This window comes from Sphingobacterium thalpophilum (genome assembly GCF_038396785.1).
GTDB classification, from domain to species: Bacteria; Bacteroidota; Bacteroidia; order Sphingobacteriales; family Sphingobacteriaceae; genus Sphingobacterium; species Sphingobacterium thalpophilum_A.
Map to the genome: position 1 here is coordinate 2,996,073 of NZ_CP151087.1, position 25,811 is coordinate 3,021,883.

Sequence of the window (25,811 nt, forward strand, 5' to 3'; positions counted from 1 at the left end):
CATAGGTATAAATCTATAAATTTATACTATTGAATGTTTAAACAAAAATTATTCCAGTTTTATTTTTTATTACCAATTATGAATTATTCAAAATAATTCAAGGTCTCAAATCCGCCTTGTTTTAAGTATTCTTCCTTTCTCATCAGGTGAAGATCAGATTGTACCATATCTGTTACCAACATCTGAAGATCATATTTTGGCGTCCATCCAAGTTTTGTATTTGCTTTAGTCGGATCACCAATTAATAAATCGACTTCAGTTGGCCTATAATATGCTGGATCAACTTTGACAACTGTCTGACCGAATTTAATCAGCGATTTATCAATATTTAACTGGGCTAGGCGCTCCTCGTCAATATCGATAATTACCCCCTTCTCCTGCTCTCCCTTTCCACTGAACTCAATCTCGATTCCCAATTCTGCAAAAGCCATGCGAACAAAGTCTCTTACAGTTGTTGTCACACCTGTAGCAATTACAAAATCTTCTGCGGTTTCTTGTTGTAGAATCAACCACATTGCTTCTACATAATCTTTGGCATGCCCCCAGTCGCGTTGTGCCGACAAATTACCAAGATATAATTTATCCTGCAGCCCTAGCGCAATTTTTGCTACAGCCCTTGTAATTTTACGTGTCACAAAAGTCTCTCCCCTTACAGGGCTCTCATGATTGAATAAAATTCCATTACAAGCATACATCTTATAGGCTTCACGATAATTGACAGTAATCCAATAACCGTACATTTTTGCTACAGCATAAGGACTTCGCGGATAAAAAGGTGTTGTTTCACTTTGTGGAACCGCTTGCACCAATCCATACAGCTCGGAAGTAGAAGCCTGATAGATACGGGTTTTCTCAATCATTCCCAATAATCGGACTGCTTCAAGAATCCGCAATGTACCGATACCATCGGCATTTGCAGTATATTCCGGTGTATCAAAACTAACTTTTACGTGAGACTGCGCCGCAAGGTTGTAAATTTCGTCAGGCTGTGTTTCCTGTATAATACGGATTAAGTTGGTTGAATCCGTCAAATCACCAAAATGCAATGTGAAATTTCTATTGTCAAGATGGGGATCTTGATAAAGATGATCAATACGATCTGTATTGAATAAAGAACTGCGACGCTTCAAACCGTGTACTTTGTAACCTTTCTTCAATAGGAATTCTGCTAGATAGGCACCATCTTGTCCTGTTATACCTGTTATTAAAGCAGTTTTCGTGTTTTGTTCAGCCATGTTTCTCTCTAGATTAAGCAATACCTGACGAAATCGTTAGGTATATATCCCATTTTCATACTTAAAATAAGCTTATCCGCTCACAAGATTATCATGCATAGTTGGCTTTTTCACTGTATAGGTAAATTCCGCAGCCTATGACACAAATAAATCATAATGAATTGGGAGTGTAAAAGTATTAAATTTTAAACAAAAAAAGCCATAGGAATTCCTATAGCTTTCTGTAATTCTTCTTTTATCCTTTACGTTTAGTTCGATCGCGTAAAATTAAACACTAAATAGGCTTCTCCGTTAGCAACAGTCAATGGCATACGCATAACTAATTTATTCCCATCCGAATAAGATAAATCCAAACGGTAACCTGTTGTTACGTTCTTCGCTTTATCGCCTGCATAAATCTTTTTAAATTGAAACTGAGGTTCTCCTAAGCCTTTTCCAGGATTATAGATAGACCAAAAGATCTCACGTGATGCACCCGGAGCACATAAAGTTCCTTGCGCATTAAAAGTAATAGATCCTTTACCATTTCCAATAAAATTCCATGTACTACCTACGAAACATTCTGCAGGAGCTTCTTCAAATACACTTTTAATCGTGAATGAAGAAGGTAAATTCTCTCTATCGATTGTATTCAACGTCCATGTACCTTTTACAGCGGATTTCCAATCCGAAGCGCTTGGACCAGAAGCTGCACTCGTGTTGGAAGAAGGATTTCCAGTTGATGTACCTTGCTTTTGTGCTCCACAAGAAAATAAGGTCACCGTAGCAAAAATAGTTGCTAATGATAAAACGAATCGATTCATATCTATAAATTTTAATTTCAAATTGTATTTTTGGGGTAAATTAATCCACAAAACATGAAAATTACAGCCAAAAATCATACCATAAGCAAAATAATCGCAAAAACGCTGTTAAGGTTATTTATCATTTTATTGGCCTTTGCTTCTTATCCGCTTTTTTTAGGACAGGAAGCAAAAAGCAAATTGAATCAAATCAGCCTTGCTTTTACGAACAAGATAGCTCTCATCGCTCCTATCTTGTTATTTTGCTTCATCATTGGATTAATGATCGCTGTGCTCAAGCACAAATATTACAGAATTGACCTAAATTGGCTATTTTCTCTTGCTACTATCTTTGGTATTTTATATTTGATATTATTGTATTCAAGAATTTACCCAACGATTGCTTAAGTGTAATTGCACAATTCGCCAAAGTTTCTAACTTTGGATTCTCCAAAAAGCTAATTACAGCCGAACAAGATTGGATGTATAATTTATATGGATAAAAAAAAAGGGCTAAAAATAGCCAAAAATATAGCAAAGATTGTCGTTACTGTGGGCGCCTTATACTGGGTATTCAGCAAGGTATCTCTAAAGGATCTGAAAGAAGCGGTAATCAACTCCAATCCGCTCTATCTATTCTTTGCTCTAGTTGCTTATAGTATCTCTATTTTTATTTCCTCTTCGCGCTTATTGACCTTTTTAAAGGCAATCGGTCTAGATGTTACGGAAAAATATAATTTAAAACTATACCAACTTGGCTTATTTTACAACCTCATTTTACCAGGTGGCGTTGGGGGAGATGGTTATAAGATATTCTTCCTCAGGAAACGATTCAATATTAAAGGACGAAAATTATTTACAGCCTTATTTTTAGATAGATTAAGCGGACTATGGGCACTATGCCTAATCATTGCAGCGCTGGTTACCTATATGCCACAGCTAGGGATTCCAAACTATCTGACCATCATATTATTTATTATAGGGAGCGTTCTCTATTACTTTATCGTAACCAAGTTCTTTAAGGAATACAAGGCAACATTTCTAAGCGCACATTTAAAGGCTATTGGTGTACAATCAATGCAGGTTCTCGCAGCAATTCTCATTCTTTATGCCTTAGGTTTTAGCGGCAAGTTCTCTCCGTACCTATTTTTATTCCTTGCATCTTCTTTGGTTTCAATCATTCCGTTTTCTGTTGGGGGATTGGGCATGCGTGAACTTGTGATTATGTGGGGAGCTGGCATATTCCAGGTAGACTCTCACAATGCGGTTTTGATCACCTTATTATTTTATATTATTTCCGCTTTCGTTGCTCTTTCGGGAATTTATTTTATCTTTCATCCGCAGGCAATTGGAGAGGACAAATTACCTTCCGCAGAAGAAGTTGAACAAAGTCAAAAACTAGAAGAATAAACATGGCAAATATTATTATTACAGGCGCAAGCAGTGGTGTTGGATTTGAAGCGGTACTGGATTTGACCTCTAAAAAGGACAATAAAGTAATTGCATTGGCTAGATCAGCGGACAAACTGAGAAAACTCCATGAAATTGCCGGTCAGCTCAATTATGATGGTGGCACTTTATATCCGGCCCAATTTGATATTGTTTACGATGACTATGCTACTCTTGTTCCATTCATCCAATCAAAATTTGATAAGGTTGATATCTTGATTAACAATGCTGGAGCACTCATCAATAAGCCATTTATGGAAACTGATGGAAAGGATTTTGCTGAAATGCTACAAACCAATCTGATGGGACACGTCAATATGATACAACACATTGTTCCCATGATGCAATCAGGCTCACATATTGTCAATATTAGCAGTATGGGCGGATTTCAGGGATCCATGAAGTTTCCCGGACTTTCGGCATATTCAACCAGCAAAGCTGCATTAGCAGTGCTTACAGAATGCTTAGCGGAGGAATTTAAGGAAAAAGGAATCAAAGTGAACTGTCTAGCCTTAGGATCTGCACAGACTGAAATGTTCGAAGCTGCTTTTCCAGGCGTTGAAGCGGGTACTTTAGCCTTTGAAATGGGACGCTATATTGCAGATTTCGCTCAAAATGGGCATCACTATTTCAATGGGAAAATACTTCCTGTCGCCAATACAACACCCTAATTGGAATAGCGCACTTCAAAGAGATATCCCTTGTTCTAATACACTCAGGTTGATCTAATATAGTCAGGACCATTTAATGTACTATTAAATGGTCCCGATTTTTTTAAACCTATTTGATCCGGAAAAAATATTAAAATTCGCGGCCTTTAGTTGATTAAATCACTTTGTCTTCAGTTTAAGCCATTTCGTAAGGTCATCCATCAATTGTTCATTAAAGCTCTCTGAGTTTTCAAAATATTCTTCAATTTTTCCTGTTTGCGCATTTTGAAAAAGGTGATTCAAATTAGGATAATCCTCAATGATGACGTCGGTGGTGTTTAAATGCAGGTGTTGCAGACAATAGATGTTTTCATTCGCCGGGACTTGAACATCCTTTCCGCCGAAGGAAGCGAAAATCGGTACTTTCACCTGCTTCAGATAATAAGCTGGATCGATGCGAAGAAACGTTCTAAACCAGGGGCTCATCATTGGACTAAGTTTAATCTTCATATCAGGAGTCAGTGGATTCCCGTTATTTTGCTGAATAAGTTCTTTTTCCAACGATTCCGCCAACGCCTTTGGTGGCTCGTCTTCCAATAGAATATTATACAATTTTCGATTATTTGCTTTATTGGTCTGCAATGCAGCTTCAGATAATCCGCCCGCTTTTCCTAAAGCATAGCTTTGTAAAATCAGCAAAGAATCTCCTTTGATCACAGGCCCAGACAGGAGTGCAATATAGCTTACTTTACTATTCTCGGATGCCACGATTTCGGCAATTAGCGCTCCCTCACTATGGCCAATCATCCCGATTTTATCCACATCAACTACAGCTTTTTTGCTTAGAAAATCAACTGCAGCGTTAGCATCAGAAGCGAAGTCAATCGTTGTCGCTAAATTAACTTCTCCTTTGGAGCCACCTACTCCCCTGTCATCGTAACGTAATACGGCAAAACCGTTTTTCGTAAGATGATCAGCAAGCACCTTAAATGGCCTGTGACCAAACACCTCAGAATCTCTATTTTGTTGACCACTACCATTGACTAATACCACCGCAGGAAATGGCCCTCCATTTTTAGGATAAGTCAGAGAGCCCGTCAGAAATGCATTGCCTGCACTATTTCTAAACGAAACTTCCTCTTCCATATAGCTATAAGGGGGGAAAACATCCTGCTTACGAGAAAGCCCACTCTGTTCGTTCTCGCTTCGTACCAAAATCATAGCAGATTCAAAAGGACCTTGTTTCATCACTCCTTTCATCACATCTTTATCCCGGTCTAAAAAGCCAGCATACAGAAGACCTATATTCCTAACGTCCATCCAAATGGAATCGTGCTCTATACGTATTTGAGTGATTGCAAATTTCTGCGCTGTTTGCATCGGACTCTCAAAGGTTCCATTCCACTTCCCTGTGCTATCTTTTTGAATGTTGAACACCAGCAGCAACTTCTGCCCCGAAACCTCAACCTCGCCCTTCCATGAGCCATCAAATGTCTGCGCGTGGGTACATGAAAAATGAAAACAAATGATAAATAGATATAAAAATTTTCTCATTGTCGTTTTTTACTAGAAATTAAACTGTATGCATAAATCCAATATAAAATATAATGCCACAAATACTATACTGATTTCAATCTTCTTATTATTAACGGCTACATTCATACCCTTAACCAATAAATAGAATTGGTAGAATAGCAATAACAAACTGATTATTCCAAACAGACCAAATAAAAATAGCTCAGTTTTATCAACTCCGGCCAATGTATGATCGCCGTTTTGCACTGCTTTTAATACTTGATCCCTGAATTTATCCTGGTTTAACAATTTCCCTAAAAATAAGGCAAGATAGAGCGGAAATGGTATAATCAAAACGACATTCATGACATCAATGATTCTGGTCTTTCTGTTTAATAACATCCCTGCACCGTAAAGAAGTGTAAAAGGAGCCAAAACCATACAGGCATGAACGCCCAAGACAGCCCATATGGAAACCCCTATATCTGGTTGATAGAAATGCATAAATCCATTAAACTGCTGGCCCGATAAATAAATAATATAGCTTGATAACAAAAATCCGATAACACCAGCAAAGAATAGTTTCCACTCCGGCAATTCCGCAAATGGATTCTGAAAAATCTGTTTAACTTTCATTTTTTAAGAATTGAGATAAGCGCAGCTGTTCGATTTCTACTGGATTTTGGGTTCCAATAAGTAATATCTTACCAGTTTCCAAGGTAAGTTGTAAGCCCATATTACCACGAGCTGAAAAAGCCAGCCCTTTCTGCCCTCTCCGAAAACCCCATCCACCAAACTCACCAATCGGGTTATATTTTCGTACTTCAACAGCACGAATATCTGTCCAACGTGCTCTTTTACGATAGAAATTAAATGGAAAAAAATAGACTTCAATTCCATCTTCACGAATAGTAGTTCTTAATCGTAGAACGCCAAACAATCCCCATAATACCACATTGATCCAAAACCCCGGTAATTGAAATAATGGAGCAAAATTCAACCGCAAGAGCTCATGCCAGTGCGCAGAAAAACTGGCCACGCTGACAGATAAAAGGATCAGACAGAGCCACCAGCTAAAAAAAGATTGGCTTTCGGTATAAAGCGTATTATTTTTCATCTTGATATAATTCTTTGTTTATCAATCATTCGATTGCCCAGACTGCTAAATACTTCTATTTCTGCCATTATTGTTTGTATGATCAAGCGATTTCAATTTGCGAATCAGATCATCGAGAATATTACGGACCGTCGGATAGGATTTGCCCATCTGATTTGCCATTTCTTTTAAACTCCCTGAGTGCATCAAAAAATTCAAAACAAATTCTTGCTCCTCTACAGTAAGCTGCATCAACACAGGTAAAGAAAACTTACCTACAACTTCGGTTTCACAGGAGTCACACACCAATTTAGCGACTTTTAACTTCGCTTCACAACAAGGGCAATCAACCGGTATTTTTTTCATTAAATAATAACATCATTAACATTATTAAAGATAATATTAATAATGTTAAAACAAAAGATTATAAAATCAATATTTTTCAAAAATCATTGCTTAATGATATATTTGTATCATTAAATAACGTTTATGAAGAAGTTTTTAGGCTATTTCCTATCTATTATATTTTGGTTTTGTTTTGGTTTATCCCTAATTATTTTCCACCCCATACAGTGGTTATGTTTAAAGCTGGGTGGATACAATGCACATAAAAAGAGTGTAGATATATTAAATGCCTGCCTCGTTGCCTGCTATTACACGCTATTTAATCGGGTGACATTTATCGACAATAAAAATATTCCAACAGGACAACCCATTGTCTTTGTAGCAAATCATCAAAGTACTTTTGATATTCCTCCAATGATCTATTTCTTGCGTAGATTTCATGGGAAATTTATTTCTAAAATAGAACTTGCCAGTGGCATACCTAGCATCTCCTTCAACTTAAAACATGGTGGTGCCGCAAATATAGATCGCAATGATCCCAAACAATCTATTGCTGAAATATTGAAACTTGCCAATAATATGAAAACCAAAAACTGGTCCGCGTTTATTTTTCCAGAGGGAACAAGATCGAAAACCGGAAAAATGAAGGCCTTTCATGTTGGTGGAATTGCCACTTTACTAAAGAAAAATCCGAATGCACTCGTTGTTCCTATTGCCATTAGAGGGTCATATGAAATGGTACAATATGGCATGTATCCATTAACCCCATTTCTTCATATGACCTGGGAAGTGCTAGATCCTTTGGATACGGAGGGTAAGAATATTGAGGAGATCGTTAAATTAGCTGAGGAAGCAATAAAACTAAAGGTCGAAAAATAGGAATAAGCTACTTGACCTGCCTTCCTTTCCAGTCGTACTTCCCTACATTGCCCAATATGCCTATATAAGCCAGATAAAGGATATGAGCCAAGCTCAATAAAGGAAGATACCATAAGAGTTCCTTTCTGCTTGCGAACCTTGTCAAAGGTTCAATAAAAATAAATTCGACGACCATCTTTAATAGCAATGCAAAAAGTACAACCCAAGCAACGAATTTTACACCGAAAAGAGCAAGAACCGAAGCTACCAAAATCAATAAATTAAAGAACCAAATGGAAATCCCTAATGCGATGACACCTTTATTTTTATATTTGGTACTTTTTGAAGCCCAGCGTCTGCGCTGACTAATGAATGACTTCAAATCCGGTTTGGCATCCGTATAAACAACAGCATCTTTTGATTTACAAAACGTTATTCGCTCGGGATATTGTTCTGCTACCTTATGTAAAAAAAGTTCATCATCACCGGATGCAAGCTCGTCGATCCCTTTAAATCCGCCCATTTGTTTAAAAATATCCTTTCGATAGGCCAAATTAGCGCCATTACAGGTCGTTGGTTTTTTGTTACCAATACCTGCAGCGCCCAGACCTATCAAATACAAAAATTCCAGGGTCTGCAGTCGTTCAAAAAAACTCTTTTCTTCTGAATACACCACTGGAGAAGATTGTAGATAAGCACCTTCTTTCTCAAATGTGCTGATAACCGTTGCTAACCAGTTCGACCCCATGCGGCAATCTGCATCAGTGGTAATAATAATTTCACCTTGACAGCATTCTATCGCCCTTGAAATTGCTAGTTTCTTATACGAATTCAAACGCCCGTTTTCATTCAATTGAATAAGCTTAACACCTTTCTCTTCATATTCTTTCACAATCAAAGACGTATTGTCGTCTGAATGGTCATCGATAATAATGAGCTCCAGGAGCTCATTAGGATAATTCTGCCCGAGTATGGATTCAATGGTGCGTCTAATATTTAACTCCTCATTCCGCGCAGCAATAATCACAGATACGGTCATTGTTGGCCTAATAGAACGGTTAGGTTCTGAAATCAAGGACCAGCCTCTGCGCATCCATAAAACTAGAATTGCATATACGCAGGCAAAAATGATCAATAAATAGTTAAGAATTTGTATCACCGAAAAAATTAATCTTAAAAACAAAAATAGAACCAAATATAGCTGGAAGAATCAAATTAACGAACCAAATACAGGAAACAATAGCCATTACAGCAATCTCTTGTGTGGTAATATAGCTATATAGATTGCTAGCAACAAAACTTCTCACACTGAAATCAAAAATATCCAATGTAGGTAGCGCTGCCTGAACAAAAAACAGAATAAAAATCATCAGAATCATGGATAAAAGTGGTAGCTCAGGCAAAGTTAGCTTCATCAAGATGATATACTGCGAAGTAAAAATAACAAATCGCGCCAAAGAATTTAAAAGAACAATACTGAGCTCACGCATTGAATAGTGCTCCAATACTTCAAAGAAGGGCTTAATTCGCGTCAAAAACTTAATTTTCCCGACCAATAAATCGATCCATTTTACATTGAAATATAAGATGACAAATCCTCCAGCATAGATAATAGCAAGTAGCCATACCCCAAATTGTACTGTTAAAGGAGTAGAAAGAAATTTACAGATAAACCAAGCGATACTTAGTGACCCCGCAACGCTTGTGAGCACCAATTGCGCAAATAATCCAACGCCCATCGCTACGGCTCCCTTTGCTCGATGTTGGGGCTGTAGAAAAAGTACCCGCCCGCCATATTCGCCAATCCTATTAGGTGTAAAAATAGCCCAGGTAAGCCCGCAGAAAACGGATTGGAAAGCCTTCCAAAATGAAATATGCTCCAGTTTAGATGCAAGATACCGCCATTTCACAACTTCAAGCAACCAATTGATAAGCATTAAAACCACAATTAAAATAAGGGTCCAAACAACCGAATGCTGCTCCAAACCAGCAATTAGGGTTTTGAATTTCTCAATATTGCTTCTATCGGATACCTTCACAACGATATACCAGGTCGCTAGGGCGAAAACCAGTATCTTCAATAAAAGACTGATGTATTTTTTTTGTCTTCCAGTCAACTTTCGATAATTAGAGAGCAATGTTACTAAATTTTAGCCAAATGATTAAGTTTTGTCGAATGCAATCCGCGAATAAAACGCAAAATTTGTAATATTGTATATGCAGAAGGAAAAGGCGAAAGAAAGAATAATTTTAGGAATCGACCCCGGTACCGTTGTACTGGGATATGGCATCATCAAAGAAGTCGGCAATAACATATCCTTGATCTCAATGGGGGTCATCAAAATGGGACATTTAGACGATCATGCTCTAAAACTACAACGTATTTTCAAAAAAACTTCGGCTTTAATGCAGGAATATAATCCCGACTGTGTAGCCCTTGAATCACCATTTTATGGCAAAAACATACAGGTCATGCTCAAACTAGGGCGAGCTCAAGGTGTTGCTATGGCGGCGGCGCTGGCGCAAGATATTCCGATCTTTGAATATTCTCCAAGAAAGATAAAACAATCCGTTACAGGAAATGGAAATGCGACAAAGGAGCAGGTTTCCGCTATGCTAAAAAATCTATTAAAATTTGAGGAAACACCACAATTTTTAGATGCCACCGACGGATTGGCAATTGCTGTCTGCCACTCGTTTCAGAAAAATGCAGTATCAGGCAACAGTAAGTCGTACACGGGATGGTCCGCCTTTATCAAAGATAACAAGGATCGAATCAAGTAATTACATTTGCACCTGACGAATCACATTCTTCACATTCAATTCCACAATATCCGTCATCGTTTTACACTTGAGGTAGGAGTTGTTCTGATAAAATTCAGCATAGCCCTCACGTAACTGTTTGATATTCTCCTGGGTCGAGAGCACCTGCGTTTGCGAGGCATCCCTCAGATCAGCGATCCGATGTCTTTCGCTTCGAACTCTATGCACAATAGAGGAACGCTCCTCTTGTTGGTATTGCAGTACTGTTTTTTCATTGAGATGTTCCATCGCCAGTTTGACATAGGGAAGATTCTCCTTAAAAAATTGCGGCATATATACCTTCGGATTTCCTTCATAAAACTGCTGGTCAAAATCTATTGCCCGAATTCGAAACTGGAAATCATCAAAATCTGGTGTAATCTGCATCACGAAATTGTATGCCCGCATATCCCCCAACAACGTAATAATACATCGCTCATTAAACTTGACAAATTCTTTGGAAATCCGGGTCAGATTATAATCAGGCGAGAACATACGTGTTTTCGAAAAAGTGTCTCCCGGAATTCCAACAATATGTTCCTCAACCAAGGTATCATGGTCTACCATATAATTCACCTGATTGGGCGACAATATTTCTTCCAACTCCAGTCCATATATTCTTGATGCATCGGCCTGCTTGATGTAAAAATAATCATACACATCATTTAAACGGTTCACGATACGAATACGAAAGGGTTTCGTATTGCCAAAGCCGCAGTACTCGACACGATCAATATATTTATGCTGGACGATTCGCGTATTACCTGATGCTTTCAGTTTAGCATAAATCACCTTCAACCCGTCATATAATTGGTCAATGAGATATTGTGGATACAGTGGAGTCTCCCAAAAAGTATCGTTGCCAAATTTATCCATAACAGGTACTGTCTCCGTAAAATTCAGTAGATCCTTATATCCTATAGGCAATTTTTCATCTCGCTGATACAGCTTAAGGTATTTATGAAGTCCTTCCCCTACTTCAAAAATCGGCTTCTTTTTCGAAATCTTTACATCTTGAACTTCTTCCATCGCTATTCCGTATTTGATTTTTCGTTTATTCAAACATCACACGGTTGGCTACATTTTTAACCTAACAACCGCTAAATACGAACTGATTAGATTGTTAATAGGCCAACTGCATTTCCTACTTCTTAAAAAGGCAATACTAAATTAATTTATCATAATCCTGATATCAAACATGAAAACAATCACTTAACCTATAATAAGATCACCATGAAACAATTATAATCACTTTCAATCAAAAACATATAACATTATCAATATGAATAAGTATTTTTTATTAAATTTACATCTATAAACCGAAAATTCTTAGTAATTTTGAAATAAATTTAATTATTTTAGCTATTGGTCAGATCTTGATGCAACGACCAATTAATGAACACAAAAACCATTGTTAATGGAAAATCAATATGCAAACTATGATCTAGACAATTTGGATATCCAAATCTTGTCTATTCTAATGAACGATGCCTCTATTCCTTATACAGAAATAGCAAAAAAGCTAATTGTATCAGGTGGTACAATTCACGTTAGAATGAAGAAGATGGAAGAACTAGGTATCATTAGAGGGTCAAATCTAATTATCAATCCTCAAAAAGTCGGATTTGATATCACGGCCTTTTTGGGTATCTATCTTGAAAAAGGTTCACAATATGCAGATGCGGTAGATAAATTGAAAGAAATCAAAGAAGTGGTCGAATTACACTATTGTACTGGCCAATACAGTATTTTTGCAAAAATCATCTGTAGAGATACAGTTCACCTGAGAAAAGTATTGAATGAAGATATTCAATCCGTACCAGGGATTCAACGTACCGAGACGATCATCTCTCTCGAGGAGAGTATCAAACGTCAAATCAGCTTAGTCTAGTATAAAAAAAGCTTCCATAAAAATGGAAGCTTTTTTTATACTATCTTTTCTAACATTGCGATATAGAGATCGATCCCTGCTCTAATTTCATCGATATAGATAAACTCATCTGCCATATGCGACCGCGCGCTATCGCCAGGTCCCAGCTTCAGAGAAGGGACAGGAATAAGAGCCTGATCGCTCATCGTCGGTGAACCATATACTTTACGTCCCAGTAGAATGCCTGCTTTGACAATTGGATGCGTTTCAGGAATAGAAGAAGACTTCAGGCGCGTCGATCTCGCTGTGACCTCTGATTTGACATGAGACTTGATAATATCCAACGTCTCTTCATTCGAATAAGCATCTGTGGTTCTGACATCGACAACAAAGTTACAAGTAGCCGGTACCACATTGTGCTGTGATCCCGCCTGAATCACGGTTACCGACATCTTAATTGGGCCTAAAGTTGAAGAAGTCCTTTCAAATGTATAATTTTGAAACCATTCAATATCCCTAATCGCTTTGTAGATAGCATTATCGCCCTCATTACGTGCGGCATGTCCAGCAGTTCCTAAAGCGGTACAATCCAACACCATCAGCCCCTTTTCTGCAATTGCCAAATCCAATAAGGTAGGTTCACCCACAATTGCAAAATCAATTGGACCGATATCATCCAAAACAGATTCTACACCGTTCTTACCTGAGATCTCTTCTTCAGCACTGGCGACCAGACAGAAGTTATACTTCAACTCCGTCTGCTGGTAAAAATACAAAAATGTAGCTATCAATGATACCAAACAGCCCCCAGCATCATTGCTTCCCAATCCGAACAATTTACCTTCCTCTACAGTTGCTGCCAAAGGATCTCTCGTATAACCCGTATTTGGTTTAACTGTATCGTGATGCGAATTAAGCAATATCGTAGGTTTAGTGATATCATAATGGGCGTTATACACCCAGACATTATTGCCTTTCCGATGTGTTTTTATATCACGCTCCTGAAAGAAGCGATCAATTAAATCTGCCGTGAACTCTTCCTCTTTACTTAAAGACGACAGTCCAATTAATTGTTTTAAAAGGGCCAGCGCATCTTCAAATAGACGCTGTTTATCCTTCATGGTATAGTCCTCCTGCTTTATCCGCAGACAGTTTAATTCCCTTTATAAAAGCAGAACTAAAACCGTTATGTTCCATTTCGTTCAATCCCGCTATTGTACATCCCTTGGGTGACGTCACCTTATCAATCTCTCCTTCTGGATGAGCATTGGTATGCAATAGCAAATCAGCAGCGCCTTTTGCAGTTTGAACTGCCATTTTTAATGCATCATGCGCATGAAATCCGATTTCAACTCCACCTTGTGAAGCCGCGCGAATAGCACGCAGGAAGAACGCAATACCGCAGGCACACAATGCCGTTGCCGATGTCATCAGGTCTTCATTAATGACAACCACTGAACCAACAGTTTCAAACATCTTCTCAACCTCCTTCAAACTATCGTCCGAAGCATTGTCGCTGGCGATACACGTCATTGATTGAGCTATTGCTATTGCTGTGTTGGGCATTGCCCGTATAACTGTGGCATCTGCACCCAACTCTGCTTTCAAATCAGCACAAGAGACTCCTGACACAATAGAGACAAAAATCTGATTTGTCTTGTCAATGACTGGAGCGACTTCCACCAATACCTTTTTTAGTTGTTGAGGTAGTATTGCGAAAACAACAATATCAGCCCCCTTTACAGCGAGCCTATTATCATTACTTACTGAGAAGCCCTGGCTCGCTTCTTCGGCCAGTGCATTCAAATTTCTCCTCGTCAATGTAATATCGGCAGCATTGGCAAATTCACTTTTTACAAGTCCTTTTGCCAAAGAAAGACCGATATTACCGCTTCCGATAATGGTGACCTTTTTCATAGCGATCGTTGGGTTTAGGTTAGATTTTTATTTTAATGTCAAGCAAGTGCCAAATTGTCCTTGTTGAAACAAATGCAAATTATTAGCATTTCCAATATAGACCTCTTGAACACCTTTATTTATAGCATTGAATGCATTTTGCAACTTAGGAATCATCCCGTCATTCACCACGCCGGATTCCTTAAGATGTTCAAACTCTTCTGACTTAATCGTTGGGATTACTGAATTCTCATCTGTTACATCGCGTAAAACGCCGTTCTTCTCAAAACAATAAACCAGAGAAGTTTCATATAATGAAGCCAAAGACACCGCCAATGAAGAAGCTATAGTATCCGCGTTGGTATTGAGCAATTGTCCAAGGCCATTGTGTGTAATAGCTGAAAACACAGGAACAAACCCTGCTTCCAAAAACTTCTTGATGGCCAGGGTATTTACAGAGTCATGCAACAAATCACCTACAAAGCCATAATCGATATCTTTTACAGGACGCTTTATCGCTTTTATGACATCCCCATCAGCTCCGGTTAATCCGACGGCATCGCATTTCAAATTTTGCAACTTAGCAACGATTGTCTTGTTTGTCAATCCGGCGTATACCATTGTTACAATGCGTAACATTTCCTCATTTGTCACACGACGCCCTTCTATCATTTGGGCTTCAATTCCAAGTTCACTAGCCAGGCGAGTCGCTATTTTACCACCGCCATGTACAAGAATCTTTTTCCCTGACAATGCAGAGAACTTTTCCAAAAAAGAATCCAATTGGCGTTCATCATCAATAATATTCCCGCCAATTTTAATTATATTTAATACACTATTAGCCATTACGCAACTTTTCCCAATAAAAATAGTTTTTCAATAATCTATAGGATTGGACTATGCCAAATCCTCTAACATACGTTTCAAAACAACCTGAGCAGCCCATACACGGTTGCTAGCCTCTTTAATCACGAGTGAATTTGGTCCATCTAAAATCTCAGAAGACAATTCAAGATCTCTTCTTACTGGCAAACAATGCATTACTTTGGCATCATTCGTCAAATTGAGCTTCTTGTTATCCATCATCCAATCTTCATCAACACCATATACCTCGCCATATTCTTGATAAGAAGACCAGTTTTTCACATAGACAAAATCAGCATTCTTTAAACTTTCTTCAAGATTATTAGATATGGTTGCTCCAGCGGTAAATTCTTCACTTAACTCATAGCCCATAGGTTGAGCTATCGTAAAATCGACCAATCCCTCTTCTTGTGCTTTGCACATCCATTCTGCGAAAGAATTAGGTACCGCTTGAGGTAATGCCTTAACATGCGGAGCCCAAGCCAATACCACTTTCGGCTTTTCAGTCTTCTTGTACTCAGTGATGGTAATCATATCTGTCAAACTCTGCAGTGGATGGCGTGTTGCACTCTCTAAGGAAACAACTGGAACACCACAGTACTTAATGAATTTGTTAAACAGGTCTTCACTATAATCCTCTTCACGATCTTTCAATTTTGGAAAGGAACGAAGTCCCAAAATATCACAATACTCACCCATAACAGCAGCGGCCTCGCGAATATGTTCAACAGTTGTCCCGTTCATCACAACACCATCCTGTGTTTCAAGCGCCCAACCATCTTTATCCATATTCATGACCATCACATTCATGCCCAAATTCATTGCCGCTTTTTGTGTGCTCAGACGCGTACGCAAACTCGGATTCAAAAATACAAGTCCCAACGTTTTATGTTGACCAAGGTCCTGATTGTCATATGGTGCCGCTTTCAAAGCTAACGCTTCTTGAACAACGTCCGCTACACTAGACACATCCTTAACAGAGAAAAACTTTTTCATCTATATTTATTTATTCGAGTGCATTTTCAACGAGCAATCAATAGGCCCGTCACACTCAGTATATATTCTAACTACTACAGCGCAATCAAATTTAAATGAGCCAATGTGTGGCTATTGGATAATTTGATCGACAGCTTTAAGGTTCTATGCAACCGTTACTGCTTTGATATGTGCTTTCAATGCCGATAAAAACTGATCAGCATGATCTTTCGTAATATTCAAAGCAGGCAACAAGCGAATCACAAAAGGCTTAGCCTCCCCTGTAAAGATACGGTTCTTTACCAAGAGATCTTTCTTCACATGGGCCAAAGATTCAGGTAGTTCTATACCGATCATTAATCCTCGGCCTCTCACTTCGACAATTTCCTCGATTTGCTTAAGCTCATCAATAAGATATTGTCCGACTTGAGCCGCATTCTCCATCAGTTTATCTTGTTGGATAATCTCCAATACAGCCAGTGCGGCAGCACATGCGAGATGATTGCCACCAAATGTCGTCCCCAAACTCCCGTAAGTCGCTTTAAATTTGGGCGATATACTGATTGCACCGATTGGAAAACCATTGCCCATACCTTTTGCCATCGTGTAAATATCGGCTTCGACGCCCGAATAGTCCTGTGCATAGAATAAGCCTGTTCTTCCATATCCACATTGCACTTCGTCTGCAATAAACACGGCATTATATTGATCGCAAAGAGAGCGAATCAACTGAAGAAACGATACTGACGCTTCTCTGATTCCACCTACGCCCTGGATACTTTCTACGATAACAGATGAAATTTCATTACCATATGATGCGAAAGCTTCAGTCAAAGCCGCTTCATCATTAAAAGGAAGAAAAACAATATTGTCCGTCTCGTTTACAGGAGCCACGATACTCGGGTTATCTGTTGCCGCTACGGCCAATGAGGTTCTTCCATGAAACGCTTTTGAAAACGCTATGACTTTTTTTCGCTTATTGTAAAAAGATGCCAGCTTCAATGCGTTTTCATTTGCTTCCGCGCCAGAATTGCAAAGAAATAAATCATAATCAACCTTTCCCGAAACTTCCCCTAACAATCGGGCAAGTTCACGCTGAATTGGAATCTCGACAGAGTTGGAATAGAACCCAATACGGTTCAATTGTTCTGTGATGCGTTGTACATAATGTGGGTGCGTGTGTCCGATCGATATCACAGCATGGCCACCATACAAGTCCAAGTAAGCATTTCCTTCGGCATCCCACACCGTTGATCCATTAGCCTTTACTATGTTAATGGGATTAATGGGATAAACATCAAATGGTTTCATCTTAATGAATTATAGATTGATAAACGAAATAGCTTGTATTAGAAAAAGCTATCAGATTTTAGCATTACAAATATATCAGTTATAACGGTAGGAATGGTCATAAAATAAAAAAAGTCCCCTTAAAAAGAGGACTTTTTCTATGATAACGGGAACAATATTATTCTCCGTCAACTTTTTCTTCACCTTCTACTTCAGCTTTTACTTCCGAAGGAGCGTCAGTTTCAGCCGGAGCAGCAGCTTTTTTAGCACCGCCACGACGACGAGTCGCTTTTTTCTCAGCTGCAGCAGCTTTTTTACCGTAGATTTCGTTGTAATCAACTAGCTCGATGAAAGCCATTTCTGCGTTATCACCTAAACGGTTTTCCATTTTGATGATACGAGTGTAACCACCTGGACGGTTAGCTACTTTTTCAGAAATTTCGCGGAACAAGATAGAAACTGCGTCTTTATCTTTCAAATAAGCGAATACTGTACGACGAGAGTGTGTTGTGTCGTTTTTAGATTTAGTAATCAAAGGCTCAACGTATGTACGCAATGCTTTAGCTTTAGCCAAAGTTGTAGTAATACGTTTGTGTAGGATTAATGATGTTGCCATGTTAGCCAACATTGCTTTTCTATGGCTATCCGTACGGCCTAAGTGATTTACTTTTTTTCCGTGTCTCATTTTGATTTTATTATACTATATATACCGTTCTTGTTTTACCTAAATTGTTAAACTTTTCAAAGGCAATATGCCCATCTTCTTCAGCAATCGATTTCAAGAGGAATTACATATAGTGGTCGCTTAATAAATTATTATTCTTCGTCTAATTTATATTTTGCTAAGTTCATTCCGAATGATAAACCTTTCGATTTAACCAATTCTTGGATTTCACTTAACGATTTTTTACCGAAGTTTCTGAATTTCAACATATCAGCTACGTCATAAGTTACTAACTCAGCCAATGTGCGAATATCCGCAGCTTTCAAACAGTTCAATGCACGAACTGAAAGATCAAGATCTACTAATTCTGTTTTCAAGATCTTACGCATATGTAAGATTTCTTCATCAACAACTTTAGTTTCTTCTTTCGTTTGAGACTCAAGAAGCATATTCTCATCAGAGAATAAAATAAAGTGTTGAATTAAGATCTTAGCAGCTTCTTTCAAAGCTTCTTCGGGGTGAATTGAGCCATCAGTAGAGATATCCAACAACAATTTCTCGTAGTCAGTCTTTTGCTCTACACGGTAATTCTCAATGGTATATTTAACATTCTTGATCGGAGTAAAGATCGAATCGATTGCGATAACACCTACTGGCGCATCAACAACTTTATTCTCATCAGCATTTACGTATCCACGACCTTTGGCAATACTCAATTCCAATTCAATTGTCACTGAATTATCCATGTTACAGATTACCATGTCTGGGTTTAAGACCGTAAAGTTATTAGAGAACTTTGTGATATCACCAGCTAAGAATTGTTCTTGACCATTGATTACTACAAATACCTTTTCGTTGTCGCCAATCTCACCTGTTTTTTTGAAACGAACTTGTTTCAAGTTCAAGATAATTTCAGTTACGTCTTCAACAACACCTTTGATCGTTGAAAATTCGTGCGAAACGCCAGAAAACCTTATCGACGTAATTGCATATCCTTCTAAAGAGGACAATAGAATACGGCGCAAAGCATTACCAATGGTTACACCAAAACCAGGCTCCAATGGACGAAATTCAAACGTACCATCAAAATCCGTAGATTTTTGCATGATAACTTTATCCGGTCTTTGAAATGCTAAAATTGCCATTTATTTTCTTTTAATGTTTTATTTGTAATAATAATTGTAATACAATAGAAGATGCATACCCCAAAAATTGGACTATGCATTCTTCTATTTTATTTATTATTTAGAGTATAACTCAACGATTAAGTTCTCTTTGATGTTTTCAGGAATGTCAGCTCTTTCTGGATAGCTTAAGAAAGTACCTGTCAATTCTTTCGCATTCCACTCTAACCAAGAAAATTTGTTTACAGTACGACCTGCAACTGAATTTGTGATGGCTTCAAGTGTTTGAGAACGTTCACGAACTGCTACAACGTCACCTGGACGCAAGCTATATGATGGAATGTTAACAACTTCGCCGTTAACAGTAACGTGTTTATGGGATACCAACTGACGAGCAGCGGCACGAGAAGTAGCGATACCTAAACGGTAAACTACGTTATCCAAGCGAGCTTCTAACAATTTTAAGAAGATCTCACCTGTAATACCTTGTTTAGAGGCAGCTTTAACAAATAAGTTTGCAAACTGGCGCTCCAATACACCATAAGTGTATTTTGCTTTTTGTTTTTCTAACAACTGAATAGCATATTCAGATTGCTTACCTCTGCGTTTAGAAGCTCCATGTTGTCCAGGAGGGTAGTTTTTCTTTTCTAACGCTTTATCTGGGCCGAAGATCGGCTCTCTAAATTTACGGGCAATTTTGGACTTAGGTCCTGTATATCTAGCCATTTTCTTTTACAATTAAAGTATCTATCAGCCTATTGCCGATGAATCTTATCTTTAAATTAATTAAACTCTTCTGCGTTTTGGAGGACGACAACCGTTGTGAGGAAGTGGAGTGATATCTTTGATAGTAGTCACATCGATTCCTACTGTTTGCAATGTTCTGATTGCTGATTCACGACCAGCACCAGGTCCTTTAACAAACACTTCAACTTTACGTAAACCCAAGTCGTGAGCAACTTTTCCACAGTCTTGTGCAGCTTGACCAGCAGCATATGGAGTGTTCTTTTTAGAACCACGGAAACCCATTTTACCAGCACTAGACCAAGAAATAGTTTGACCTTGATTATTTGTCAAAGTTACAATGATATTGTTAAACGTTGCGTTAATGTGAGCCTGACCTACAGGTTCGATAACAACGATACGCTTTTTTGCAGCTTTTTTAGTTTTAGCCATTTCTTATTTATTATTTAGTAGCTTTTTTCTTGTTTGCAACTGTCTTACGTTTACCTTTACGAGTACGTGAGTTGTTTTTAGTACGTTGACCACGAACTGGTAAGTGTTTACGGTGACGCAATCCACGGTAACAACCGATATCCATTAAACGTTTGATGTTTAATTGAATTTCTGAACGCAATGCACCTTCAACTTTCAATTCGTCGTTAATGATGGTACGAATTGCTGCCAATTGGTCATCATTCCACTCTTGTACCTTCACATCTTCGCTGATACCAGCTTTTTCCAAGATATATTCAGCTCTTGTACGACCGATACCAAAAATATAGGTAAGGCCGATCACACCTCTTTTGTTTTTAGGTAAATCAATACCTGCTATCCTTGCCATATAATATTAAGCTATTATTTTTTAATGAATTAACCCTGACGTTGTTTAAACTTTGGGTTCTTTTTGTTGATTACAAAAACTTTACCTTTACGACGGATGATCTTACAGTCCGCGCTACGTTTTTTTATTGATGCTCTTACTTTCATGATATTTATTTTTTCAAAAGCTTGCACTAATACAAGGACTTACGGCTATTTATAGCGATAAGTAATCCTTCCTTTAGTCAAATCATACGGAGACATTTCCAATTTAACTTTATCACCAGGTAAAATTTTGATATAGTGCATACGCATTTTACCAGAAATATGGGCAATGATTTCATGTCCATTTTCCAACTCTACCCTAAACATAGCATTAGAAAGTGCCTCTCTAATTATACCGTCTTGTTCTATTGAGGCTTGTTTAGCCATATATTCTCGATTAAATTTAATTTAAAAGCCTGCGAACAGGAGTGCAAAGATAAATAAAAATAATTGAAAACCAATTACTTTTTGTTCAAAACTTTCTCTACATGTTCGAATGTCAGCAACACATCTGGTTCTCCTTTTCGGATTGCAACCATCTGTTCGAAGTGCGCCGATAATTTCCCATCCACTGTACTTACTGTCCAACCATCATCCCAAAAACGAACACCCGCACGCCCCGCATTGATCATCGGTTCGATACAAATAACCAAACCTTCTTCCAATTTAGGACCAGCACCTCGTTTCCCATAATTAGGAACCTCAGGTTTCTCATGTAAATGATAACCAACTCCGTGTCCAACCAGCTCGCGAACAATTCCGAATCCGAATTTGCTCACATACTCCTGAACAGCTGAAGAAATATCCCCAACACGTTTACCAGCCACCGCCTGTTCAACACCTTTGTACAATGATTCCTTTGTTACATCCAATAACAACTGTGCTTCTTCAGATATTTCACCTACACCAAAAGTATATGCTGAATCACTGATAAAGCCGTTCAGATTGACACCACCATCGACCGAAACAAGATCTCCATCTTTAATTTCATAATCACTTGGAAAGCCGTGTACAATTTGATCGTTGACAGATATACACAAAGAATATGGAAATCCCTGATAATTTAAGAACGCAGGCGTCCCGCCGTTATCATGAATATACTCATAAGCTAATTTATCAAGAGATATAGTCTTTACCCCAGGTTTAATCACTTTTGCGATTTCACCAAGCAATTGCGAAAGCACATCTGCTGACTTCCGCAATTGCTCTATATCTTCTGCTGACTTATAAAATACTTTAGACATCTAAAGAAATTAAATTGCCGAATGATCCATTCCCTCAACAGACGCGGCCGAACGACCTTTAATGCGACCTGTTTTCATTAATCCATCGTAATGACGCATCAATAAATGAGATTCGATCTGTTGCAAAGTATCCAACACCACACCTACTAAAATCAATAATGACGTACCACCGTAGAAGTGCGCAAATTGATTATTAATACCAAACAAACTTGCAATAGCAGGTAGAATAGCAATGATCGCTAAGAAAATTGCACCTGGAAATGTAATATTTGATATTACGCGGTCTATAAAATTACTAGTTTCCAATCCCGGTTTAATACCCGGTACAAAACCTCCGTTCTTCTTCATGTCGTCCGACATCTGTTGTGGGTTCACCATGATCGCTGTATAGAAAAACGTAAATGCGATAATTAACACCGCAAATGTCACGTTGTATGCTACAGAAGTATAGTTACTCAACGAAGTCAAAAATTCCGACTGAAGATTTGGGAAGAACTGTCCTAAACTCATTGGCACAAACATGATTGCCTGCGCAAAAATGATAGGCATTACACCTGCAGCATTTACCTTTAAAGGTATATACTGACGTACTCCACCGACTTGCTTGTTTCCAACGATTTTCTTCGCGTATTGTACAGGGATCTTACGAACACCTTGTACGATCAAGATCGTAAAGATCACAACAAAGAACAAAGCTACAAATTCAAGCAACAATGGAATTGGACCACCACCACCTTTCGCCATTCTAGAAACCCATTCCGCAGTGATACCACTTGGCAATTGAGCGATAATACCAGTCATGATGATCAAAGAAATACCATTACCGATACCTTTATCAGTAATTTTTTCCCCTAACCACATCACAAATAAAGTACCGCCTGTCAAAACTATTGCAGTTAGAATAGTGAATAATGGGTCAGCTATTGTCTTAGCACTTGGCTCGATTTGAGTACGTACATAAGCAAAAGCCTGAAGCAAAGTAATCCCTAAAGTTAAATAGCGAGTAATTTGATTCATTTTTTGACGACCACTTTCCCCTTCCTTCTGCATCTTTTGGAAGTAAGGAACCGCGATGCCCAGCAATTGAACAACAATGGATGCCGAGATATATGGCATTACCCCTAAAGCAAAGATAGCCGAACGAGAGAAAGATCCCCCCGCAAACATATCCAATAAGCCCAATAAACCCTCTTTTTGACCAGAAGCCAAAGCATGAGGATTTACACCTGGTAATACCACGTGACATCCAATACGGTAAATCAAAAGAAAAAGTAAGGTATTTAGAATACGCGTACGTAAATCATCGATTTTCCAAATATTGGTTAAGGTTGTGATTAGTTTCTTCATTTATTAAATTTTAACGATAGAACCGCCTGCAGCTTCAATAGCTTTTTGAGCAGAAGCAGTAAACGCGTGCGCTGTTACTTCAACTTTAGCTTTCAATTCACCGCGACCCAAGATTTTAACTTTGTCATTTTTAGACACTAAACCATGAGCTTTCAATGCGTCGAAATCTACAGCTGTTAAATTGTATTTCTCGATCAACGCTTGTAAAGTATCTAGGTTTACACCATTGTACTCAACACGGTTGATGTTTTTGAAACCAAATTTAGGCACACGACGTTGCAAAGGCATTTGACCACCTTCGAAACCGATTTTCGTAGAGTGACCTGAACGAGAACCAGCACCTTTGTGACCACGCGTTGAAGTACCACCACGACCAGAACCAGTACCACGGCCAATACGTTTGCTACTTTTTACTGCACCTTTTGCAGGTTTTAAATTACTTAAGTTCATTTTTAAACTAAATTGTGCTAGCCCTTCGCTCTCACTAAACAGGTACTAGCGATTAAAAAATAATTATTATTAATAACAAGTAATGGAAGAAGCCCAAAGACCTCTTCCATATGCTAATATTAAATAGTTTCGATAGCTACTAAATGGTTTACTTTACGTACCATTCCAATAATTGATGGAGTAGCTTCAACTTCTACTGAGTGGTTGATTCTTTTCAAACCCAATGCCTCAATAGTTTTCTTTTGGCGCTCGCTTCTGTCGATAACGCTCTTTATCTGGGTGATTTTGATTTTTGCCATGATAATTAACCGTTAAATACTTTATTCAAATCGACACCGCGGTGTTGTGCTACTGTATACGCATCACGCATTTCTGCTAAAGCAGTTACAGTTGCTTTTACCACGTTGTGTGGGTTAGAAGAACCTAATGATTTAGCCAATACATCTTTGATACCAGCAGACTCCAATACTGCACGCATTGCACCACCTGCTAAAACTCCTGTACCACCTACAGCTGGTTTAATCAAAACTGAACCACCAGAATATTTACCATATTGCGCGTGAGGAACAGTACCTTTGATAATAGGAACTTTTACCAAATTTTTCTTTGCGTCATCGATACCTTTCGTGATTGCTTCAGTTACCTCTTTAGCTTTGCCTAAACCGTAACCTACGATACCGTTTTCATCACCTACTACAACAATTGCAGAGAAGCTGAAAGTACGACCACCTTTAGTAACTTTAGCTACACGTTGGATACTTACTAAGCGATCTTTTAATTCAATTTCGCTTGATTTTACTCTTTTTATATTGCTTAATGCCATTTCTTTCTATGATTAAAAGTCTAAACCGCCTTCGCGAGCACCTTCAGCCAAAGATTTGATACGGCCATGGTATAAGTACCCATTACGGTCAAAAACTACTTTATTAATACCTGCTGCTACTGCTTTTTCAGCCACCAATTTACCTACAGCTTTAGATTGATCAACCTTGTTACCAGATGCAACAAACTCTTTTGACAAGCTAGATGCAGCAACTAATGTTTTACCTGCATTGTCATCAATGATTTGCGCATAGATACCTTTGTTACTTCTAAAAACCGATAAACGTGGACGTTCAGACGTTCCAGCAAGGTTTTTTCTGATTCCTTTTTTGATTCTCTCTCTACGAGATGCTTTTTGTCCTGCCATGATTATTATTTTTTAGCTGATTTACCTGCTTTTCTTCTCAATACTTCACCTGCAAACTTAACACCTTTTCCTTTGTAAGGTTCTGGTTTACGGAAGCCACGGATTTTAGCCGCTATCTGACCGATTAATTGTTTGTCAGCACACTCTAAAGTGATTGTAGGGTTTTTACCTTTGTCAGCAGTAGTTGATACTTTAACCTCGTTTGGCAATACAAAAACAATCTGGTGAGAGAAACCTAAAGTTAACTCTAATACATTACCAGTACTTGAAGCACGGTAACCTACACCGACTAACTCTTGCGTAGTTTTGTAACCTTCAGTCACACCGTGAACCATGTTAGCCAACAGGGAACGATATAGACCGTGTAATGCTTTGTGTTTCTTTTGATCAGTTGGACGTGTTACAACGATATTGCCTTCTTCTTGAGCAATCGTGATGTCACGGTCAACTTGTTGTGTTAATTCGCCTTTAGGACCTTTTACTGAAACTAAGTTTTTGTCCGAAATAGTAACAGTTACCCCAGCAGGGATAGCGATAGGCGCTTTTCCAATTCTTGACATTTCTTTGTGCTTTTACCTA

General features: G+C 38.4%; 34 protein-coding genes. 6 read left to right on the plus strand and 28 right to left on the minus strand.

Going from position 1 to position 25,811, the window contains the following annotated elements:
- Window positions 1-83: 83 nt before the first annotated feature.
- Both gmd and AACH28_RS13235 read right to left on the minus strand, forming a co-directional pair.
- The gene (gene gmd / locus AACH28_RS13230; RefSeq protein WP_046674906.1) at window positions 84-1,235 is read right to left on the minus strand and encodes a GDP-mannose 4,6-dehydratase; all 1,152 of its coding nucleotides are present in this window, start codon (window positions 1,233-1,235) and stop codon (window positions 84-86) included.
- 248 nt (window positions 1,236-1,483) lie between these two features.
- The gene (locus tag AACH28_RS13235; protein ID WP_075994619.1) at window positions 1,484-2,038 is read right to left on the minus strand and encodes a lipocalin family protein; all 555 of its coding nucleotides are present in this window, start codon (window positions 2,036-2,038) and stop codon (window positions 1,484-1,486) included.
- Between the two features lie 54 nt (window positions 2,039-2,092).
- On the opposite strand from AACH28_RS13235, the gene AACH28_RS13240 reads away from it, so the two are divergent.
- From AACH28_RS13240 to AACH28_RS13250, 3 genes are all read left to right on the plus strand, one after another.
- Window positions 2,093-2,425 carry a hypothetical protein gene (locus AACH28_RS13240; RefSeq protein ID WP_341830704.1) on the plus strand — a complete coding sequence of 111 codons (333 nt, stop codon included), beginning with the start codon at window positions 2,093-2,095 and terminating at the stop codon, window positions 2,423-2,425.
- Between the two features lie 87 nt (window positions 2,426-2,512).
- Window positions 2,513-3,427: a lysylphosphatidylglycerol synthase transmembrane domain-containing protein gene (locus tag AACH28_RS13245; RefSeq protein ID WP_341830705.1), complete on the plus strand. Its 915-nt coding sequence runs from the start codon at window positions 2,513-2,515 to the stop codon at window positions 3,425-3,427.
- A 2-nt stretch (window positions 3,428-3,429) separates the two neighbouring features.
- Window positions 3,430-4,137, plus strand: a complete 708-nt coding sequence (locus tag AACH28_RS13250; protein WP_341830706.1) for an SDR family oxidoreductase — start codon at window positions 3,430-3,432, stop codon at window positions 4,135-4,137.
- Window positions 4,138-4,296: 159 nt separating this feature from the next.
- Here AACH28_RS13250 and AACH28_RS13255 read toward each other — a convergent pair whose 3' ends face one another.
- Genes AACH28_RS13255 through AACH28_RS13270 form a run of 4 tightly spaced genes read right to left on the minus strand, consistent with a single transcriptional unit; the run spans window position 4,297 to window position 7,093 of the window.
- Window positions 4,297-5,670 carry an alpha/beta fold hydrolase gene (locus tag AACH28_RS13255; protein WP_341830707.1) on the minus strand — a complete coding sequence of 458 codons (1,374 nt, stop codon included), beginning with the start codon at window positions 5,668-5,670 and terminating at the stop codon, window positions 4,297-4,299.
- A gap of 12 nt (window positions 5,671-5,682) precedes the next feature.
- A complete protein-coding gene (locus tag AACH28_RS13260) occupies window positions 5,683-6,267 on the minus strand; it encodes a YIP1 family protein (protein WP_341830708.1) in 585 nt (194 codons plus the stop codon).
- Window positions 6,257-6,748: a hypothetical protein gene (locus AACH28_RS13265; RefSeq protein WP_341830709.1), complete on the minus strand. Its 492-nt coding sequence runs from the start codon at window positions 6,746-6,748 to the stop codon at window positions 6,257-6,259. The genes AACH28_RS13260 and AACH28_RS13265 overlap by 11 nt, the downstream gene beginning before the upstream one ends.
- Window positions 6,749-6,793: 45 nt before the next feature.
- The gene (locus tag AACH28_RS13270; RefSeq protein WP_088160098.1) at window positions 6,794-7,093 is read right to left on the minus strand and encodes a DUF2089 family protein; all 300 of its coding nucleotides are present in this window, start codon (window positions 7,091-7,093) and stop codon (window positions 6,794-6,796) included.
- Window positions 7,094-7,216: 123 nt separating this feature from the next.
- Between AACH28_RS13270 and AACH28_RS13275 the strand changes: the two genes are divergently transcribed.
- On the plus strand, window positions 7,217-7,951 hold the full coding sequence (locus tag AACH28_RS13275) for a lysophospholipid acyltransferase family protein (protein WP_075990885.1): 735 nt from the start codon (window positions 7,217-7,219) through the stop codon (window positions 7,949-7,951).
- A gap of 7 nt (window positions 7,952-7,958) precedes the next feature.
- Here AACH28_RS13275 and AACH28_RS13280 read toward each other — a convergent pair whose 3' ends face one another.
- A complete protein-coding gene (locus AACH28_RS13280; RefSeq protein ID WP_232475666.1) occupies window positions 7,959-9,089 on the minus strand; it encodes a glycosyltransferase in 1,131 nt (376 codons plus the stop codon).
- Entirely contained in the window at window positions 9,073-10,047 is a 975-nt protein-coding gene (locus AACH28_RS13285; RefSeq protein ID WP_341830710.1) for a lysylphosphatidylglycerol synthase domain-containing protein, read from the minus strand. Before AACH28_RS13285 ends, AACH28_RS13280 begins: the two co-directional genes overlap by 17 nt.
- Window positions 10,048-10,147: 100 nt before the next feature.
- Here AACH28_RS13285 and ruvC point away from each other — a divergent pair, with 100 nt between their 5' ends.
- Window positions 10,148-10,714 carry a crossover junction endodeoxyribonuclease RuvC gene (gene ruvC, locus AACH28_RS13290; protein WP_046674896.1) on the plus strand — a complete coding sequence of 189 codons (567 nt, stop codon included), beginning with the start codon at window positions 10,148-10,150 and terminating at the stop codon, window positions 10,712-10,714.
- Here ruvC and AACH28_RS13295 read toward each other — a convergent pair whose 3' ends face one another.
- Entirely contained in the window at window positions 10,715-11,761 is a 1,047-nt protein-coding gene (locus tag AACH28_RS13295; protein ID WP_046674895.1) for a hypothetical protein, read from the minus strand.
- Window positions 11,762-12,149: 388 nt separating this feature from the next.
- Between AACH28_RS13295 and AACH28_RS13300 the strand changes: the two genes are divergently transcribed.
- On the plus strand, window positions 12,150-12,623 hold the full coding sequence (locus AACH28_RS13300) for an Lrp/AsnC ligand binding domain-containing protein (protein ID WP_046674894.1): 474 nt from the start codon (window positions 12,150-12,152) through the stop codon (window positions 12,621-12,623).
- A gap of 35 nt (window positions 12,624-12,658) precedes the next feature.
- Here AACH28_RS13300 and AACH28_RS13305 read toward each other — a convergent pair whose 3' ends face one another.
- The 19 genes from AACH28_RS13305 to rplF all read right to left on the minus strand — a co-directional run bounded on the left by AACH28_RS13305 (window position 12,659) and on the right by rplF (window position 25,792).
- The gene (locus AACH28_RS13305; RefSeq protein WP_341830711.1) at window positions 12,659-13,723 is read right to left on the minus strand and encodes a M20 family metallo-hydrolase; all 1,065 of its coding nucleotides are present in this window, start codon (window positions 13,721-13,723) and stop codon (window positions 12,659-12,661) included.
- On the minus strand, window positions 13,713-14,519 hold the full coding sequence (proC, locus tag AACH28_RS13310) for a pyrroline-5-carboxylate reductase (RefSeq protein WP_075990881.1): 807 nt from the start codon (window positions 14,517-14,519) through the stop codon (window positions 13,713-13,715). The genes AACH28_RS13305 and proC overlap by 11 nt, the downstream gene beginning before the upstream one ends.
- Before the next feature lie 27 nt (window positions 14,520-14,546).
- On the minus strand, window positions 14,547-15,344 hold the full coding sequence (gene argB / locus AACH28_RS13315; protein ID WP_075990880.1) for an acetylglutamate kinase: 798 nt from the start codon (window positions 15,342-15,344) through the stop codon (window positions 14,547-14,549).
- Between the two features lie 51 nt (window positions 15,345-15,395).
- Window positions 15,396-16,358: an acetylornithine carbamoyltransferase gene (locus AACH28_RS13320; protein ID WP_075990879.1), complete on the minus strand. Its 963-nt coding sequence runs from the start codon at window positions 16,356-16,358 to the stop codon at window positions 15,396-15,398.
- A gap of 144 nt (window positions 16,359-16,502) precedes the next feature.
- The gene (locus AACH28_RS13325; protein WP_088160093.1) at window positions 16,503-17,648 is read right to left on the minus strand and encodes an aspartate aminotransferase family protein; all 1,146 of its coding nucleotides are present in this window, start codon (window positions 17,646-17,648) and stop codon (window positions 16,503-16,505) included.
- A gap of 157 nt (window positions 17,649-17,805) precedes the next feature.
- Window positions 17,806-18,312 (minus strand): 50S ribosomal protein L17, encoded by a 507-nt coding sequence (gene rplQ / locus AACH28_RS13330; RefSeq protein WP_341830712.1) that lies wholly within the window; start codon window positions 18,310-18,312, stop codon window positions 17,806-17,808.
- Between the two features lie 131 nt (window positions 18,313-18,443).
- The gene (locus AACH28_RS13335; protein ID WP_153844940.1) at window positions 18,444-19,436 is read right to left on the minus strand and encodes a DNA-directed RNA polymerase subunit alpha; all 993 of its coding nucleotides are present in this window, start codon (window positions 19,434-19,436) and stop codon (window positions 18,444-18,446) included.
- Between the two features lie 96 nt (window positions 19,437-19,532).
- A complete protein-coding gene (rpsD, locus tag AACH28_RS13340; RefSeq protein ID WP_293905585.1) occupies window positions 19,533-20,141 on the minus strand; it encodes a 30S ribosomal protein S4 in 609 nt (202 codons plus the stop codon).
- A gap of 60 nt (window positions 20,142-20,201) precedes the next feature.
- On the minus strand, window positions 20,202-20,591 hold the full coding sequence (gene rpsK / locus AACH28_RS13345; protein ID WP_046674885.1) for a 30S ribosomal protein S11: 390 nt from the start codon (window positions 20,589-20,591) through the stop codon (window positions 20,202-20,204).
- 10 nt (window positions 20,592-20,601) lie between these two features.
- Window positions 20,602-20,979 carry a 30S ribosomal protein S13 gene (rpsM, locus tag AACH28_RS13350; protein ID WP_112373918.1) on the minus strand — a complete coding sequence of 126 codons (378 nt, stop codon included), beginning with the start codon at window positions 20,977-20,979 and terminating at the stop codon, window positions 20,602-20,604.
- A 29-nt stretch (window positions 20,980-21,008) separates the two neighbouring features.
- Window positions 21,009-21,125: a type B 50S ribosomal protein L36 gene (gene ykgO, locus AACH28_RS13355; protein WP_013665024.1), complete on the minus strand. Its 117-nt coding sequence runs from the start codon at window positions 21,123-21,125 to the stop codon at window positions 21,009-21,011.
- A gap of 45 nt (window positions 21,126-21,170) precedes the next feature.
- Window positions 21,171-21,389: a translation initiation factor IF-1 gene (infA, locus tag AACH28_RS13360; RefSeq protein WP_002997456.1), complete on the minus strand. Its 219-nt coding sequence runs from the start codon at window positions 21,387-21,389 to the stop codon at window positions 21,171-21,173.
- 74 nt (window positions 21,390-21,463) lie between these two features.
- Window positions 21,464-22,246 (minus strand): type I methionyl aminopeptidase, encoded by a 783-nt coding sequence (gene map, locus AACH28_RS13365; protein WP_046674883.1) that lies wholly within the window; start codon window positions 22,244-22,246, stop codon window positions 21,464-21,466.
- A 9-nt stretch (window positions 22,247-22,255) separates the two neighbouring features.
- The gene (secY, locus tag AACH28_RS13370; RefSeq protein WP_046674882.1) at window positions 22,256-23,593 is read right to left on the minus strand and encodes a preprotein translocase subunit SecY; all 1,338 of its coding nucleotides are present in this window, start codon (window positions 23,591-23,593) and stop codon (window positions 22,256-22,258) included.
- Between the two features lie 3 nt (window positions 23,594-23,596).
- Window positions 23,597-24,043 carry a 50S ribosomal protein L15 gene (gene rplO / locus AACH28_RS13375; protein ID WP_046674881.1) on the minus strand — a complete coding sequence of 149 codons (447 nt, stop codon included), beginning with the start codon at window positions 24,041-24,043 and terminating at the stop codon, window positions 23,597-23,599.
- A 119-nt stretch (window positions 24,044-24,162) separates the two neighbouring features.
- The gene (gene rpmD, locus AACH28_RS13380; protein ID WP_046674880.1) at window positions 24,163-24,342 is read right to left on the minus strand and encodes a 50S ribosomal protein L30; all 180 of its coding nucleotides are present in this window, start codon (window positions 24,340-24,342) and stop codon (window positions 24,163-24,165) included.
- Between the two features lie 5 nt (window positions 24,343-24,347).
- Window positions 24,348-24,866, minus strand: a complete 519-nt coding sequence (gene rpsE, locus AACH28_RS13385) for a 30S ribosomal protein S5 (RefSeq protein ID WP_075990876.1) — start codon at window positions 24,864-24,866, stop codon at window positions 24,348-24,350.
- Between the two features lie 12 nt (window positions 24,867-24,878).
- Window positions 24,879-25,241 (minus strand): 50S ribosomal protein L18, encoded by a 363-nt coding sequence (rplR, locus tag AACH28_RS13390; RefSeq protein WP_172392455.1) that lies wholly within the window; start codon window positions 25,239-25,241, stop codon window positions 24,879-24,881.
- Entirely contained in the window at window positions 25,238-25,792 is a 555-nt protein-coding gene (rplF, locus tag AACH28_RS13395; RefSeq protein ID WP_153844938.1) for a 50S ribosomal protein L6, read from the minus strand. Before rplF ends, rplR begins: the two co-directional genes overlap by 4 nt.
- Window positions 25,793-25,811 lie beyond the last annotated feature (19 nt).

Excerpts from the sequence above, each read along its gene's own strand:
- gmd (WP_046674906.1), bottom strand. The coding sequence starts at position 1,235 with ATGGCTGAACAAAACACGAAAACTGCTTTAATAACAGGTATAACAGGA.
- AACH28_RS13235 (WP_075994619.1), bottom strand. The coding sequence starts at position 2,038 with ATGAATCGATTCGTTTTATCATTAGCAACTATTTTTGCTACGGTGACC.
- AACH28_RS13240 (WP_341830704.1), top strand. The coding sequence starts at position 2,093 with ATGAAAATTACAGCCAAAAATCATACCATAAGCAAAATAATCGCAAAA.
- AACH28_RS13245 (WP_341830705.1), top strand. The coding sequence starts at position 2,513 with ATGGATAAAAAAAAAGGGCTAAAAATAGCCAAAAATATAGCAAAGATT.
- AACH28_RS13250 (WP_341830706.1), top strand. The coding sequence starts at position 3,430 with ATGGCAAATATTATTATTACAGGCGCAAGCAGTGGTGTTGGATTTGAA.
- AACH28_RS13255 (WP_341830707.1), bottom strand. The coding sequence starts at position 5,670 with ATGAGAAAATTTTTATATCTATTTATCATTTGTTTTCATTTTTCATGT.
- AACH28_RS13260 (WP_341830708.1), bottom strand. The coding sequence starts at position 6,267 with ATGAAAGTTAAACAGATTTTTCAGAATCCATTTGCGGAATTGCCGGAG.
- AACH28_RS13265 (WP_341830709.1), bottom strand. The coding sequence starts at position 6,748 with ATGAAAAATAATACGCTTTATACCGAAAGCCAATCTTTTTTTAGCTGG.
- AACH28_RS13270 (WP_088160098.1), bottom strand. The coding sequence starts at position 7,093 with ATGAAAAAAATACCGGTTGATTGCCCTTGTTGTGAAGCGAAGTTAAAA.
- AACH28_RS13275 (WP_075990885.1), top strand. The coding sequence starts at position 7,217 with ATGAAGAAGTTTTTAGGCTATTTCCTATCTATTATATTTTGGTTTTGT.
- ruvC (WP_046674896.1), top strand. The coding sequence starts at position 10,148 with ATGCAGAAGGAAAAGGCGAAAGAAAGAATAATTTTAGGAATCGACCCC.
- AACH28_RS13295 (WP_046674895.1), bottom strand. The coding sequence starts at position 11,761 with ATGGAAGAAGTTCAAGATGTAAAGATTTCGAAAAAGAAGCCGATTTTT.
- AACH28_RS13300 (WP_046674894.1), top strand. The coding sequence starts at position 12,150 with ATGGAAAATCAATATGCAAACTATGATCTAGACAATTTGGATATCCAA.
- AACH28_RS13305 (WP_341830711.1), bottom strand. The coding sequence starts at position 13,723 with ATGAAGGATAAACAGCGTCTATTTGAAGATGCGCTGGCCCTTTTAAAA.
- proC (WP_075990881.1), bottom strand. The coding sequence starts at position 14,519 with ATGAAAAAGGTCACCATTATCGGAAGCGGTAATATCGGTCTTTCTTTG.
- argB (WP_075990880.1), bottom strand. The coding sequence starts at position 15,344 with ATGGCTAATAGTGTATTAAATATAATTAAAATTGGCGGGAATATTATT.
- AACH28_RS13320 (WP_075990879.1), bottom strand. The coding sequence starts at position 16,358 with ATGAAAAAGTTTTTCTCTGTTAAGGATGTGTCTAGTGTAGCGGACGTT.
- AACH28_RS13325 (WP_088160093.1), bottom strand. The coding sequence starts at position 17,648 with ATGAAACCATTTGATGTTTATCCCATTAATCCCATTAACATAGTAAAG.
- rplQ (WP_341830712.1), bottom strand. The coding sequence starts at position 18,312 with ATGAGACACGGAAAAAAAGTAAATCACTTAGGCCGTACGGATAGCCAT.
- AACH28_RS13335 (WP_153844940.1), bottom strand. The coding sequence starts at position 19,436 with ATGGCAATTTTAGCATTTCAAAGACCGGATAAAGTTATCATGCAAAAA.
- rpsD (WP_293905585.1), bottom strand. The coding sequence starts at position 20,141 with ATGGCTAGATATACAGGACCTAAGTCCAAAATTGCCCGTAAATTTAGA.
- rpsK (WP_046674885.1), bottom strand. The coding sequence starts at position 20,591 with ATGGCTAAAACTAAAAAAGCTGCAAAAAAGCGTATCGTTGTTATCGAA.
- rpsM (WP_112373918.1), bottom strand. The coding sequence starts at position 20,979 with ATGGCAAGGATAGCAGGTATTGATTTACCTAAAAACAAAAGAGGTGTG.
- ykgO (WP_013665024.1), bottom strand. The coding sequence starts at position 21,125 with ATGAAAGTAAGAGCATCAATAAAAAAACGTAGCGCGGACTGTAAGATC.
- infA (WP_002997456.1), bottom strand. The coding sequence starts at position 21,389 with ATGGCTAAACAAGCCTCAATAGAACAAGACGGTATAATTAGAGAGGCA.
- map (WP_046674883.1), bottom strand. The coding sequence starts at position 22,246 with ATGTCTAAAGTATTTTATAAGTCAGCAGAAGATATAGAGCAATTGCGG.
- secY (WP_046674882.1), bottom strand. The coding sequence starts at position 23,593 with ATGAAGAAACTAATCACAACCTTAACCAATATTTGGAAAATCGATGAT.
- rplO (WP_046674881.1), bottom strand. The coding sequence starts at position 24,043 with ATGAACTTAAGTAATTTAAAACCTGCAAAAGGTGCAGTAAAAAGTAGC.
- rpmD (WP_046674880.1), bottom strand. The coding sequence starts at position 24,342 with ATGGCAAAAATCAAAATCACCCAGATAAAGAGCGTTATCGACAGAAGC.
- rpsE (WP_075990876.1), bottom strand. The coding sequence starts at position 24,866 with ATGGCATTAAGCAATATAAAAAGAGTAAAATCAAGCGAAATTGAATTA.
- rplF (WP_153844938.1), bottom strand. The coding sequence starts at position 25,792 with ATGTCAAGAATTGGAAAAGCGCCTATCGCTATCCCTGCTGGGGTAACT.